Source organism: Streptomyces sp. NBC_00009, assembly GCF_045040855.1.
GTDB lineage: Bacteria > Actinomycetota > Actinomycetes > Streptomycetales > Streptomycetaceae > Streptomyces > Streptomyces aureus.
In genome coordinates this window covers 6,352,373-6,366,322 of the sequence record NZ_CP108312.1, presented here as the reverse complement: position 1 = coordinate 6,366,322, position 13,950 = coordinate 6,352,373, and the positions used below count along the sequence as shown (strand labels likewise).

At 70.7% G+C, this 13,950-nt stretch carries 10 protein-coding genes; 2 read left to right on the top strand and 8 right to left on the bottom strand.

Translation table 11 applies throughout. The features are described from left to right. Window positions 1–5 precede the first annotated feature (5 nt). From scpB to OHA58_RS28720, 8 genes are all read right to left on the bottom strand, one after another. The gene (gene scpB / locus OHA58_RS28755; RefSeq protein WP_405482374.1) at window positions 6–659 is read right to left on the bottom strand and encodes an SMC-Scp complex subunit ScpB; all 654 of its coding nucleotides are present in this window, start codon (window positions 657–659) and stop codon (window positions 6–8) included. After that, entirely contained in the window at window positions 656–1,897 is a 1,242-nt protein-coding gene (locus tag OHA58_RS28750; RefSeq protein ID WP_405482373.1) for a segregation/condensation protein A, read from the bottom strand. Before OHA58_RS28750 ends, scpB begins: the two co-directional genes overlap by 4 nt. 16 nt (window positions 1,898–1,913) lie before the next feature. Next, the gene (locus tag OHA58_RS28745; RefSeq protein ID WP_405482372.1) at window positions 1,914–2,465 is read right to left on the bottom strand and encodes a hypothetical protein; all 552 of its coding nucleotides are present in this window, start codon (window positions 2,463–2,465) and stop codon (window positions 1,914–1,916) included. Then, on the bottom strand, window positions 2,450–3,619 hold the full coding sequence (locus OHA58_RS28740; RefSeq protein WP_116502892.1) for a ParA family protein: 1,170 nt from the start codon (window positions 3,617–3,619) through the stop codon (window positions 2,450–2,452). The genes OHA58_RS28745 and OHA58_RS28740 overlap by 16 nt, the downstream gene beginning before the upstream one ends. A gap of 346 nt (window positions 3,620–3,965) precedes the next feature. Then, window positions 3,966–5,081, bottom strand: coding sequence for an alanine dehydrogenase (gene ald, locus OHA58_RS28735; RefSeq protein ID WP_116502891.1), 1,116 nt, complete (start codon window positions 5,079–5,081; stop codon window positions 3,966–3,968). A 145-nt stretch (window positions 5,082–5,226) separates the two neighbouring features. Then, the gene (locus OHA58_RS28730; protein ID WP_405482370.1) at window positions 5,227–7,266 is read right to left on the bottom strand and encodes a tetratricopeptide repeat protein; all 2,040 of its coding nucleotides are present in this window, start codon (window positions 7,264–7,266) and stop codon (window positions 5,227–5,229) included. A 181-nt stretch (window positions 7,267–7,447) separates the two neighbouring features. After that, complete coding sequence (locus OHA58_RS28725; RefSeq protein ID WP_405482368.1) at window positions 7,448–8,077, bottom strand: NUDIX domain-containing protein; 630 nt, start codon at window positions 8,075–8,077, stop codon at window positions 7,448–7,450. Between the two features lie 112 nt (window positions 8,078–8,189). After that, the gene (locus OHA58_RS28720) at window positions 8,190–9,863 is read right to left on the bottom strand and encodes a CTP synthase (protein WP_405482366.1); all 1,674 of its coding nucleotides are present in this window, start codon (window positions 9,861–9,863) and stop codon (window positions 8,190–8,192) included. 458 nt (window positions 9,864–10,321) lie between these two features. Between OHA58_RS28720 and OHA58_RS28715 the strand changes: the two genes are divergently transcribed. Together OHA58_RS28715 and OHA58_RS28710 are read left to right on the top strand one after the other, a co-directional pair. Further along, window positions 10,322–12,130, top strand: a complete 1,809-nt coding sequence (locus OHA58_RS28715) for a glycoside hydrolase family 15 protein (RefSeq protein ID WP_116502887.1) — start codon at window positions 10,322–10,324, stop codon at window positions 12,128–12,130. 126 nt (window positions 12,131–12,256) lie between these two features. After that, window positions 12,257–13,927 (top strand): PucR family transcriptional regulator, encoded by a 1,671-nt coding sequence (locus tag OHA58_RS28710; RefSeq protein ID WP_405482365.1) that lies wholly within the window; start codon window positions 12,257–12,259, stop codon window positions 13,925–13,927. The last annotated feature ends 23 nt before the right edge of the window (window positions 13,928–13,950 follow it).

The following is a 13,950-nucleotide window of genomic DNA, read 5'->3' as shown; positions in this document are numbered from 1 at the left end:
TCCGTCTAGTCGTCTGCGTCCTCGTAACCCGGCGCATCGGGTGCGTCCGGGTCGAACGACGGGACCCCTTCCTGCGTCTCGGCCTCGATCGCGTCCGCCTCCGGAAGGAAGGGCGCGAGTTCCGGGAGCTCGTCCAGGCCGCGCAGGCCCATCCGCTCCAGAAAGTAGTTCGTCGTCCTGTACAGGATCGCACTTGTTTCGGGTTCCGCGCCCGCCTCCTCGACGAGGCCCCTCTGGAGGAGGGTCCGCATCACGCCGTCACAGTTCACTCCGCGCACGGCGGAGACCCGCGATCGGCTCACCGGCTGGCGGTACGCGACGACCGCGAGGGTCTCCAGCGCTGCCTGGGTGAGCCGGGCATGCTGCCCGTCGAGCACGAAGCGTTCGACCGCCGCCGCGTACTGCGGCCGGGTGTAGAACCGCCAGCCGCCCGCCACGAGCCTCAGCTCGAATCCGCGGCCCTGGACCGTGTACTCGTCCGCCAGGGCCCGCAGGGCGTCCGCCACGGCCCTGCGCGGCCGGTCCAGGACCTTCGCGAGGTGCTCCTCGGTCGCGGGCTCGTCGACGACCATCAGTACGGCCTCCAGGGCCGGCCCGAGATCCAGCTCGGCGACCCGGTCGGCCCCGGCGACGGCTTCCTGCCCACTCGTGCCCGTCATGACTGCTTCTCCTCCGCCCCGCCCCGCTCGGCCTTTGTCTCTTTACCGTCTTTGTCGGCCGTCGTCTCTTCACCGTCTCTACCGTCTTTGTCGGCCGTCTCGGGAGGCCTGTCGAACTCGTCCGTGACGGCCGGCTCCCCGTCGCTCTCCCCACCGGTCCAGCGCACGAGAAGCTCCCCGAGGGCCTCCTCCTGCTCCAGGCTGACGGCCTTCTCCCGGTACAGCTCAAGGAGCGCCAGGAAGCGGGCCACGACGGTCAGGGTGTCGTCGGTGTCCTCCACCAACACCCGGAAACTCGCCTCGCCCAGCTCCCGCAGCCGCGCCACGACGAGCCCGGCCTGCTCGCGCACGCTGACCAGCGGGGCGTGGATGTGGTCGACGTACACCTGGGGCTTCGGCCTGGGCTGCATCGCCTTCACGGCGAGCCGGGCGAATCCTTCCGCCCCGATGCTGATGACGACTTCCGGCAGCAGCTCGGCGTGGTGCGGCTCCAGACCGACGGTCCGCGGGTAGCGCCGCGCCTCCTCGTCGAGCCGCTCGCTGAAGATGTCGGCGATCTTCTTGTACGCGCGGTACTGGAGCAGCCGGGCGAACAGGAGGTCACGCGCTTCGAGGAGCGCGAGGTCGGCCTCGTCCTCGACCTCGGCGGTCGGCAGCAGCCGGGCGGCCTTGAGATCGAGCAGCGTGGCGGCGACGACGAGGAACTCGGTGGTCTGGTCGAGATCCCACTCGGGCCCCATGGCGCGGATGTGCACCATGAACTCGTCGGTCACTTTGGAGAGCGCGACCTCGGTGACGTCCAGCTTGTGCCTGGAGATCAGCTGGAGGAGCAGATCGAAGGGCCCCTCGAAGTTGGCCAGCCGCACCTTGAAACGCCCGTCATCGGGCACAGGCTGCTCACGTTCGGGTTCCGGGTCGGAGCCCGCCGGCTCCTGAGGCCCCAGATCCGGCTCAGCCACGAGCTCTGCCGGCGCTCCAAGTTCCGGCTCGGGAACGGGCTCCGACTCGGGAACGAACTCCGGCTCAGGAACGGCCTCCGGCTCCGGAACGAACTCCGCCTCGGGAACGAGCTCCGGCTCAGGAACGGCCTCCGCCTCGGGATCAAACTCCGGAACGAGCTCCGGCTCAGGTACTACCCCCGGCCCCGGCGCCGGCAGGCGCGTCGCCCCCGGGCCCCGGCCCAGCGCGCGTCGCCGCGCGCCCCGGCCGGGCGTGGAGGAGTCGTCGTATCCGGGCATCAGGCGGACGTTACCGCTACCGCCCGCGCAGTCGGCGTACGAGAATGCTCGCGTCTCCGCGCGATTCCAGGTCGGCGAGCACCACGGCGACCGCTTCGCGGACGATGCGGCCGCGGTCCACGGCGAGCCCGTGCTCCCCGCGGAGCACGAGGCGCGCGTGCTCGAGGTCCATCAGCTCCTCGGCGGAGACGTACACCGTGATCTTCTCGTCGTGGCGCTCACGCCCGCTGGGCCGCCGGTTGGCGGCCGCCCGGGAGCGCTTGCGCGACGACCCCGCGGAGGCAGAACCTTCCTGCTCCTGCGGCGGGCGGCGCCCCGCGGGCTTGTCGCCCTCGGTGGCGCGACTGCGGGACTCGCCCGACTCGTCGTCCGCCGCCGCGTGTTCGGCGCTCTCGCCGCCCTCGCCGCGCTGCTTCTCCTCGGCGGCGACGGCGTCGCTCTCACCCGCCGGTGCGGGCACCCGCGCCTCGCCGTTGGCCGGGCGCCTCGGGGAGGAGGCCTGGAGCCCCATTCCTCCGGTCGTACGGAACAGTTCGTCGGCCCCCGGCAGACTCACTCGGCGTGACACCGGGCGAGCACCTCCCTGGCGAGCTGGCGATAGGCGGCCGCGCCGACCGAGTTGGAGGCGTACGTCGTGATCGGCTCACCGGCGACCGTGGTCTCCGGGAAGCGCACGGTCCGGCCGATCACGGTGTGGTAGACGTGATCGTCGAACGCCTCGACCACACGCGCGAGCACCTCACGGCTGTGCACCGTGCGGGAGTCGTACATCGTGGCGAGGATGCCGTCGAGCTCCAGGTCGGGGTTGAGCCGCTCCTGGACCTTCTCGATCGTCTCCGTGAGGAGCGCGACACCGCGCAGCGCGAAGAACTCGCACTCGAGGGGCACGATCACCTTGTGAGCCGCCGTCAGGGCGTTCACGGTGAGCAGGCCGAGCGAGGGCTGACAGTCGATCACGATGTAGTCGTAGTCGGCCATCAGCGGCTTCAACGCCCGCTGGAGCGTGGACTCGCGCGCGACCTCGCTCACCAACTGCACTTCGGCGGCGGACAGGTCGATGTTGCTCGGCAGCAAGTCCATGTTCGGAACCGCGGTCTTCAGGAGGACCTCGTCCGCGGCCATGCCCCGCTCCATGAGCAGGTTGTAGACCGTCAGGTCGAGTTCCATCGGGTTCACGCCGAGACCGACCGAGAGCGCGCCCTGCGGGTCGAAGTCGACGAGCAGGACCCGGCGTCCGTACTCCGCGAGCGCGGCACCCAGGTTGATGGTCGACGTGGTCTTGCCGACGCCGCCCTTCTGGTTGCACATCGCGATGATCTTCGCGGGGCCGTGGTCGGTCAGCGGGCCTGGGATCGGGAAGTACGGGAGCGGGCGCCCGGTCGGGCCGACGCGCTCGCGGCGCTGACGGGCAGCGTCGGGCGCGAGCGTGGCCGCGTACTCGGGGTCCGGCTCGTACTCGGCGTCGGGGTCGTAGAAGTGCCCCTCGGGCAGTTCGTCGTAGTCGGCGAAGTGGGAGCGTTCGCCACTTCGGTCGCCGGCCATGGCGTTCACGTGATGGCCATCCATGCTCTGGGGTGCTGTCTGCGTCTGCAGGGGGCTGCTCTGACGGGCGGCAAAGGTACGGACCGCGACGGAGCCGACAGCCTCGAGCCCCGCGGGACCTTGCTCCCTCGCAACCGTTCCTGGTTGACCACCCCCGGGAGTAAATGTCGACTCATTCACAAGTCGTCTTACCTCCTTGGTGACCAGGAAACTTCTAGATAGGTCAGCGTGGCACCATGCCGACGGTTGGCGACTCTATGGCGTGTCACCGCTCCGCAGCAACACAATCCGCCGGACCCGGCCCGATGTGTCGGCAACGGAACACCCTTGTGTCAAGGGTGCACGGCGTCGGTTCGAAGCGTTTCGCGGGTGCGCGAATCGGTTAAAGGGTTACGTTCGAGGCGAGTTGACCAAGTCCGTATTGATGCCCAAGTGATACGCATACGGCCGGACCCCTCACAAGGTCCGGCCGTAGGCGTGAGATTGACGACTTCCGTTGACGGAAGTGGTCGAAGAGTCGTCGACGTCAGCCGAGCAGGGACTCCAGCTCGGTGTACTCGAGGCCGTGGGACTCGGCGACCTCACGGTAAACGACCTTGCCGTCATGGGTGTTGAGGCCCAGGGCGAGCGCCGGGTCGCGGCGCAGCGCCTCGACCCAGCCGCGGTTCGCGAGCTCGACGATGTACGGCAGCGTGGCGTTCGTCAGCGCGTACGTCGACGTGTTGGGCACGGCGCCGGGCATGTTGGCGACGCAGTAGAAGACCGAGTTGTGGACCGGGAAGGTCGGCTCGGCGTGCGTCGTCGGGTGCGAGTCCTCGAAGCAGCCGCCCTGGTCGATCGCGATGTCGACAAGGACACTTCCCGGCTTCATGCGGGAGACGAGCTCGTTGGTGACCAGCTTCGGGGCCTTGGCGCCCGGGATGAGGACGGCACCGATGACGAGGTCGGCCTCGAGGCACGCCTTCTCGAGCTCGAAGGCGTTGGAGACGACGGTCTGGATCTTCGTACCGAAGATCTTGTCGGCTTCCTTGAGCTTGTTGATGTCGCGGTCGAGCAGGGTCACGTGGAAGCCCATGCCGATGGCGATCTGCGCGGCGTTCCAGCCGGAGACGCCGCCGCCGATGACGACGGCCCTGGCGGCGAGCACGCCCGGGACACCGCCCGGCAGGACACCGCGGCCACCGTTGGCGGCCATCAGGTGGTAGGCGCCGACCTGCGGGGCCAGGCGGCCCGCGACCTCGGACATCGGGGCGAGCAGCGGGAGCGCGCGGTTCGGGGTCTCGACCGTCTCGTACGCGATGGCGGTGGTGCCGGACTCCAGGAGCGCGTCCGTGCACTCCTTGGAGGCGGCGAGGTGCAGGTAGGTGAAGAGCGTCTGGTCCTTGCGGAGGCGGTGGTACTCCTCCGCGATCGGCTCCTTGACCTTCAGGAGCAGGTCAGCGGTGGCCCAGACCTCGTCGGCGGTGCCGAGGATCTGCGCACCGGCCGAGACGTACTCGTCGTCCGTGATCGAGGAGCCGACACCGGCGTTCTGCTCGACGAAGACCTGGTGGCCGTTGCGCACGAGCTCGTGCACACCGGCGGGGGTGATGGCCACCCGGAACTCGTTGTTCTTGACCTCGCGGGGGATGCCGACCTTCATCGTCGATCACGGTCCTTGGCTCAGGGAATATCTCGGGCAATGCACTTCATACCCGTGCGCTTGGGGGCGCACCGGGAGACACCACGGAAGTACGCGGCGGAGCCAGTCTAATGAAGGATTTCTAGCTGTCTAGCCTTTCAAAGCATCAATCTTCTTCGGATGCACTACGGATTTCGTAGGCATCAGCACCCTGTTCCGGAGTCATTCCTTCGATCGGTAGCTCCTCTCCCAGCATGCGCTCGGCTGCACCGCGGTGCAGCTTCGCGGCCGCGGGGTCGCCGAGCCGGTCGAGCGTGTCGGCCAGGCGGAGCTGCAGCGCGGCCTGCAGCCGCACGTCCTTGGCCTGGCGCGCCCACTCGACCGCTTCCTGGCAGGTGTGCAGCGACTCCTCGGGCCGGCCCGCGTACTCCTGGACACGCGCCATCTCGCTCAACGCCCGCGCCTGAGCTGCGACATCACCCTCCTTGCGATACCCGGCGGCGGCCGAGCGCCAGCTGCGCAGCGCGTCGCCGTAGCGGCCCGCGTAGGTGTTCACCGTGCCGATGCGGCCATGCAGCCGCGCGGCGTCGGCGCGCTCGCCGCGGGTGAGCCGCTGGGCGAGGGCGCGCCCGTACCAGTCGGCGGCCCGGTGCCAGTCCCCCAGCTCCTGGTACGTGCCGCCTACGGATTCCATCGCGCGGCCGGTCGCGTACGGGTCCCTGGCTTCGCGTCCGGCGTCCAGAGCGGCCCGGTAGCGGGTGAGCGCCTCCCGGGTGCGGCCGGTCCGCGCGTCGAGGTCGGCGAGGTTCAGGAGGGCCGCGGCCTTCTCACGGGGCAGGTTCCTGCGCTCGGCGACGTCGAGGACGAGACGGTGGATGCCGTAGAGGTCGGGGGCGGCGGCCTCGGCGCCGACGTGCACGGCCAGGGCCCGCGTCAGGGCCGCCATCAGGCGCCTGGCCAGGGTGTCGAGCTCCCCGTCGGCGACGGCGAGGCGGGCGGCGGCCAGAAGCGCGGGCCGCCGGACCCGCAGCCACTCGGCGCCCGCCGCGGGGCTCGGGAATCGCAGGGCTCGGGGCAGCCCCGCGAGCTTCTTGCGGGCGGGCGAGCCGTCCGGTTCGGTGATCGCACGGCAGGACTGGAGCAGCCGCACCGTGCGCTCCAGCATCCGGGCGCGGGCGAGCTGTACCTCGCCGGGCCGGTCGTGGGTCTCGGTCAGGCCGCGCAGGAGCGGCATCAGGCAGCCGGGCACCTCGTACTGCGGCAACTCCGAGTCGATCCGCCCGACCAGGCCGAGCACGGTGAAGTCGTCGAGGGTGGTCTGCGCGGCGGAGACGGAGCAGCCGGCCAGCGCGGACGCGGTGTGCGGGTCGACATGGCCCTCGGGGGCGAGGGACAGGTAGCGCAGTATCCGGGCGGCGGGCACCGGCAGGGACGCGTAGGCGTGCTGGAAGACGCGGGCGAGCGCGGGCCCGTCGTCGGCCTGGGCGTGCAGCTGCTTGGCCAGGTCCGCCACGGCATCCTTGGGGCGTACGGCGAGCCAGCCGCCGGCCAGCATCAGCGCCGCGGGCTGCGACCCGCACTCCTCGACGAGGGACTCCGCGGAGCGCGGGTCGACGGTGATGCGGACCGATCCGGTGTGCCGGCCGAGCAGCTCGAGGGCGGATTTCGTGTCGAGGCCGCCGAGTGTGCAGGGCCGCACGTCGGAGATTCCGGTCAGTGGCCCCTCGGACACGGCGACGACCAGGCAGTCGGGGGTTTCGGGGAGCAGCGGGTCGACCTGTTCGGCGTCCGCCGCGTCGTCGAGGAACAGCACGGCCCTGCGGACGGAGAGCCCTTCGCGCAGCCGTTCGGCGAGGTCATCCTCGTCCTCGCCGGGGGGCGCCGGCAGATCGAGGGTGTCGAGGAGTTCGCGGGCCGTGCGTTCGGTGGGGACGCGGGTGCCGTCCGGGGCGGTGAGGCGGGTCCGCAGGATGCCGTCCGGGTAGCCGGCGGCGACCTGACCCAGGAGTTCCTCGGCGAGCGCGGTGCGACCGGATCCCGGGCGGCCCGCGATGAGCAGGACGCGCGCGCGTGGCGCTTTACGCCCGGCGATCGTATCGAGCCCCGCGCGCTCGATGTCGGCGCGCAGTTCCTTCAACTCACGGCTGCGGCCCAGGAACTGACTGCCCTTCAGTCTGTCCTTCGGTTCGACCGCCTGATCCGTCACGGGCCACGCTCCGTCCACCTGCGCCGAACCCGCCGGGGTTCGGGCGGGACGCTTTCAGAGCCTAGTTCAGGCGGAACGGCGTTCCCTGGCGGGCGGCGCGGGGATGTCCCTCAATCGGATCAGCGGATGGTGTGACCGGAGGGGCCGACGGGATTCAGCCCCTCCGGTGCACGGCCCGTACCTACGCCTCGAACGGCCGCGCAGGCCAAGCCGCCTCGGCGGACCGCAACGACTCCACCCCGCCCCCGCCCAGCGCAGCGGTCAGCGCGAGCGCCCCCACCACCAGGCAGTTGTTGTGCAGCTCGCCGGCCAGCACGCCGCGTACGAGCTCCTCCAGGGGGACGCGGGCCAGCTCCATGTCGGCCTCCTCGTCCTCCACCTCGAAGCGCTCGCCCTCCGCCTCGGACAGGTCGCGGGCCAGAAAGATGCGGACGGCCTCGGAGCAGCCGCCAGGGGTCGTGTAGACGTCGGTGAGGACGCGCCAGTCCTCCGCCTTGACGTGCGCCTCCTCGTAGAGCTCGCGCTGGGCCGCGTGCAGCGGGTTCTCGCCGGGGATGTCGAGGAGTCCGGCCGGGATCTCCCAGAGCTTGTGCCGCACGGGGTGGCGGTACTGCTTGAGGATCAGGACGCGGCCCTGGTCGTCGAGGGCGAGGACGGCGACGGAGCCGGGGTGGACCTGGTAGTCGCGGCGGACGACCGAGCCGTCGGGCATGACCACGTCGTCGGTGCGCACAGAGGTCTTGTTCCCGACGAAGGGGGTCTCGGTCGCCCGGACCTCCCACTCCTCGGCGGTGTCCTTGATCGTCGTCATGTCGACACGTCCTCCTACGCACATAAAAAGAATCCGGGGGGCAACAGAAACCGGGGCACGCACCCCAAAAGGCACGCACCCCGGCAACCGTACAACCCATGCCCTACACGGCTTACTTGGCCTTCTTGCCGTTCGCCGCGGCGCCGGTCTTGCGCTCGACGGCCGCCTTCACCAGGCCCGCGAAGAGCGGGTGCGGGCGGGTCGGGCGGGAGCGGAGCTCGGGGTGCGCCTGGGTCGCGACCAGGTAAGGGTGCACCTCGCGCGGGTACTCCACGTACTCCACGAGCTTGCCGTCCGGCGACGTGCCGGAGAACTGCAGACCGGCCTTCTTCTCCAGCTCGGCGCGGTAGGAGTTGTTCACCTCGTAGCGGTGACGGTGGCGCTCCTCGACGTACTCCTTGCCGTCGTACACCTCGCGCGCGATGGAGCCCTCGGCGAGCTTCGCCGGGTACATGCCCAGACGCATGGTGCCGCCCATGTCACCCTCACCGGCGACGATGTCGAGCTGCTCGGCCATCGTGGAGATGACCGGGTGCGCGGTGGCGGCGTCGAACTCGGTGGAGTTCGCGTCGGGGATGTCGGCCAGGTTCCGCGCGGCCTCGATCACGATGCACTGCAGGCCCAGGCAGAGGCCGAGCAGCGGGATCTTGTTCTCGCGGGCGTACTGGATCGCGCCGACCTTGCCGGACACGCCGCGGTCGCCGAAGCCGCCGGGGATGCAGATCGCGTCCACGTCGCCGAGCTGCTTCTTGGCGCCCGCCGCGGTCTTGCAGTCGTCGGACGCGACCCACTTGATCTTGACGCGGGCCTTGTTGGCGAAGCCGCCGGCGCGCAGCGCCTCGGTCACCGACAGGTAGGCGTCGGGCAGGTCGATGTACTTGCCGACGAGCGCCATGACGATCTCGTGGTTCGGGTTGTGCACCCGGTCCAGGAGGTCCTCCCACTGGGTCCAGTTCACATCGCGGAACGGGAGGTCCAGCTTGCGGACGACGTACGCGTCCAGGCCCTCGGTGTGCAGGACCTTCGGGATGTCGTAGATCGACTTGGCGTCGACACAGGCGACGACCGCGTCCTCGTCGACGTCGCACATCAGGGAGATCTTGCGCTTGATCGCGGTGGGCACCTCGCGGTCGGCGCGCAGGACGATCGCGTCCGGCTGGATACCGATGTTGCGCAGGGCGGCGACCGAGTGCTGGGTCGGCTTGGTCTTCAGCTCGCCGGAGGGGCCGATGTAGGGCAGCAGCGAGATGTGCACGACGAAGACGTTGTCGCGGCCGACCTCGTGGCGGACCTGGCGGACGGTCTCCAGGAACGGCAGGGACTCGATGTCGCCGACCGTGCCGCCGACCTCGGTGATGACGACGTCGACGTCGTCCGTGGCCATGCGGCGGATGCGGTGCTTGATCTCGTTCGTGATGTGCGGGATGACCTGGACGGTGTCGCCGAGGTACTCGCCGCGCCGCTCCTTGGCGATCACCTGGGAGTAGACCTGGCCGGTGGTGACGTTGGCCGTGCCGTCCAGATCCACGTCGAGGAAGCGCTCGTAGTGGCCGATGTCCAGGTCGGTCTCGGCGCCGTCGTTAGTGACGAACACCTCACCGTGCTGGAACGGGTTCATCGTGCCGGGGTCGACGTTCAGGTACGGGTCGAGCTTCTGCATCGTGACCCGCAGACCACGCGCCTTGAGGAGCGCACCCAGGCTGGAGGCCGTCAGGCCCTTGCCGAGGGAGGAGGCGACACCCCCGGTGACGAAGATGTGCTTGGTCGTCGTGGATTTGGGCGTCATGGCCAAGAGGGGGCTCCCGTGGTCGCGGTCTGGAATGCGTACCGGCTTGCCTGGTCCGGAGATTTCCGGGGGTGCCGTCGCTGCGGGTTCGGGGGCTTCGACTGCTTGCAGAAGCGCACCGGTCCACGGGCTACCAGGGTATCAGCGAGTGGGCGAGGCTGCTTCCGGCCACGCTCCGCACATGCCTCACCACAGCATCACCGGAGCCTCACCCACCGCTCACTCTTTCGGCCCACCTTCGTTGCCGGGACCGGCGCGCGGATCACTGCGCTGCGTCGTATCCTGCTCGGACACTCGCTGCCGAGCCAGGCCGGCAAACGGCACTACCCCCGCCCGTTACTCCCGGAACAAGAGCTCGTCAGTTCGTTTCTCACGACGACGCACCAATACGAACCCTTGACCGCAGAGACCGCAGAGCGATCGCCCTTCCGGGGGCGTACGTGGCCGTTCGACTGGAGATGCACGTGGCCGGGCGCATCGAGGACTACGCACTCATCGGAGACATGCAGACCGCAGCCCTGGTCTGCCGGGACGGAACAGTCGACTGGCTGTGCCTCCCACGCTTCGACTCGCATGCCATTTTCGCCGGCCTGCTCGGCACCGAGGAACACGGCTTCTGGCGGCTGGGACCGGCGCACGCGCCGGAGGCCGAGCCGCCGACCGCGGCGCGCCGGACGTACCGCGGCGATTCCCTGATCCTCGAATCCGAGTGGGACACCCCCCGCGGCACGGTCCGCGTGACCGATTTCATGCCGCCGCGTGACGGCGCGCCGCAGCTGATCCGGATCGTGGAGGGCATCAGCGGCCGCGTCCCGATGCGCTCGGCGCTGCGCATGCGTTTCTCCTACGGGCGGATCGTGCCGTGGGTGCACAAGGTCGACGGCCGTACGGTCGCGGTCGCGGGTCCCGACTCCGTGTGGCTCGACTCGACCGCGGAGACGTACGGCAAGGACCTGACTACGTACTCGGACTTCACGGTGGCGCCGGGCGACCGGATCGCGTTCACCCTCTCGTGGCAGCCCTCGCACCAGAAGCCGCCGGCCCTCCCCGACCCGGAGGGGTCCCTGGAGGCGACGGAGGAGTTCTGGGGCGAGTGGGTCGAGCACTGTACGTACCACGGGCCCTACCGCGAGGCCGTGGTCCGTTCGCTGATCACGCTCAAGGCCCTGACGTACGCGCCGACCGGCGGCATCGTCGCCGCGCCGACGACGTCGCTGCCGGAGGAGATCGGCGGTGTCCGCAACTGGGACTACCGCTACACCTGGCTGCGCGACGCGGCGATCACCCTGTCCTCCATGCTCCGCACCGGCTACCGCGAGGAGGCCCGTGCCTGGCGGGACTGGCTGCTTCGCGCGGTCGCGGGCGACCCCGAGAACCTGCAGATCATGTACGGGATCGCGGGCGAGCGTGAGCTGGGCGAGGCGGAGCTCGACTGGCTGCCCGGCTACGAGAACTCGGCGCCGGTGCGGGTCGGCAACGGCGCGGCGCACCAGCTCCAGCTCGACGTGTACGGCGAGGTCACCGAGGCACTGCACCTGGCACATATGACGGGCCTGACCCGCAACGACTACGCGTCCCTGCTCCAGCTCAAGCTGATCCGCTACCTGGAGAAGCACTGGGACGAGCCGGACGAGGGCATCTGGGAGGTGCGCGGGCCGCGCCGGCACTTCGTTCACTCGAAGGTGATGGCGTGGGTCGCCGTGGACCGCACGATCAAGCTCATCGAGTCGGGTGACGCGGACGGACCGCTGGAGAAGTGGCGCGAACTGCGCGACGACATCCACCGGGACGTGTGCGAGCGGGGCTACGACAAGGAGCGCAACACGTTCACGCAGTCGTACGGCTCGAAGGAGCTGGACGCCTCGCTGCTCCTGATCCCGCAGATGGGCTTCCTGCCGCCCGACGACAAGCGCGTCATCGGCACGATCGAGGCGATCCAGCGGGAGCTCTCGACGCCGGACGGGTTCATCCTGCGTTACCCGACGACGGGCGAGGACGCGGGTGTCGACGGCCTGGAGGGCGACGAGGGCGCGTTCCTCGCCTGCTCGTTCTGGATGGCCGACGACCTCGCGATGATCGGCCGCGTGGACGAGGCCCGCACGCTCTTCGAGAAGCTCCTGTCGCTGCGCAACGACCTGGGGCTGCTCGCGGAGGAGTGGGACTCGCGTCTGCAGCGCCAGGTCGGCAACTTCCCGCAGGCGTTCAGTCACGTTCCGCTGATCGACACGGCCCTGCGACTGACGGCCTCCGGGGCGTACGGCGGCTAGAGCGGCTTCCTGATCACGTTTCCGGCGGCGCGTTCCCCTGCGGGACGCGCCGCCGGCGGCGTCAGCCGCGTCCTGCCTGATGGCCGGAGGTTTTCCCGGACCGTGCGCGCAGGTAGCGTCCGCCCCATGGACACTCAGGCCCCCCACAGCAGCGCGCCCGGCACCCAGGGCGGCATCACCGTGCAGCGGGCCCTGGAACTGCCAGGTCTGCGCAGCGGGCTCCCGGAAGTGGTGGCGGGCGGGGACCGGCTGCAGCGCACCGTGCGCTGGGTGCACGCGGGCGAGGTGCCCAACATCGCCTCGCTCCTCAAGGGCGGCGAGCTGCTCCTGACTACCGGGTTCGGCATCGGTACGCGCCCCGCCGAGCAGCGGGCCTTCGTCCGCAAGCTCGCCGACCGCGGCATCTCCGCGCTCGTCATCGAGCTGGGCCAGCGCTTCGCGCGGCTTCCCGCCGCGCTGGTGGAGACCGCGCGCGCGGCCGGCCTCCCGCTGGTGCAACTGCACCGCGAGGTGCCGTTCGTGACGGTCACCGAGGAGGTCCACACCGAGATCGTCAACGGGCACTACGCGCTCCTCCAGCGCGCCGAGGAGGTCCACCGGCGCTGTACGGAGGCCCTGCTCGGCGGCGGCGGAGTGCCCCAAGTCCTGCGTATTCTCGCGGAGTTCAGCGGCAACCCGGTGTTCCTGGAGACGGCCGACGGACAGCTCCTGTACGCGGCCGGGGGCGAGCCCGAGGTCGCCGACCCGCTCCAGGTGTGGGAGGGGATGCGCGGCAAGCCCGCCGACCGGGACGAGCCGCCGGCCGGGGCCGTGCTCGTCGACGTACCGGGCGGCGGGCCGGGCACCGGATCCGTGCGGGCACGCCTCGTCCTGCTGCCGGTCGCGGCCCCGCTCGCGCCCGTGCACCGGATCGCGGCGGAACGGGCGGCGAGCAGCCTCGCCGTCATCCTGATGCAGGCCCGCCAGGAGGAGGAGCTGGCGGCGCGCGGCCGCGGCGACTTCCTCACGGATCTCGCGGAGGGCCGGATCACGCCCGACGACGCCCCGGCGCAGGCGCGCGTCCTCGGGTTCAAGCCGGGCGGCCAGGGGCCGCTGCTGCCGGTCGTGATGCGGCTGCCCGAGGCGTCGGTGGGCTCGGTGGGCCTCTCCCCCGGCGGCGGCTGGGCGGTGCTCGCCCGGGCGGTCGCCGAGGAGCTGGCCGCGGTCGGGGTTCCGGTCCTGCTCGGCGTACGGCCCGTCGAGGGGCGCGTCCCCCTGCTGCTCGGGCTGCGGTCGGACTCGGAGCGCACGGCGGTCGCGGACCGAGTGGCGGCGGCGCTGCGGGCGGGGGTCGAGCGGGCGGGCATGCAGCGTGCCGGGACGCAGCCGCCGGTCGTCGTGGTCGGCGGCGCGGGCGGCTGGGCCGCGGCCGCGGCCGGCCTGCGGCACGCGGCCGAGACGGCCACGGCGGCGCAGGGTCTGTCGGACCGGCCCTGGTACGACGCGCGGCGCCTCGACATCGACCTGCTGCTGTGGCGGCTGCGGGACCATCCGGACCTGGCGGCGTTCGTGGAGCGTGCGATCGGCCCTCTCCAGGCCCACGACCGCCGCGCCAAGCCCCCGCTCCTTCCCACGCTCCAGACGTATCTGGCGCACGCGGGCCGCAAGGCGGAGACGGCCCGCGAACTCCACCTGAACCGTCAGACGCTGTACAACCGCCTCGCCCGCATAGGCGAGTTGCTCGGCACGGACCTGGACGACCCGCAGACGGTACTCGCGTTGAGCCTGGCGCTGCGGGCACGCAGGCATGTGGGGTGAGCGTGCCGCCAGGCCTTGGTCGG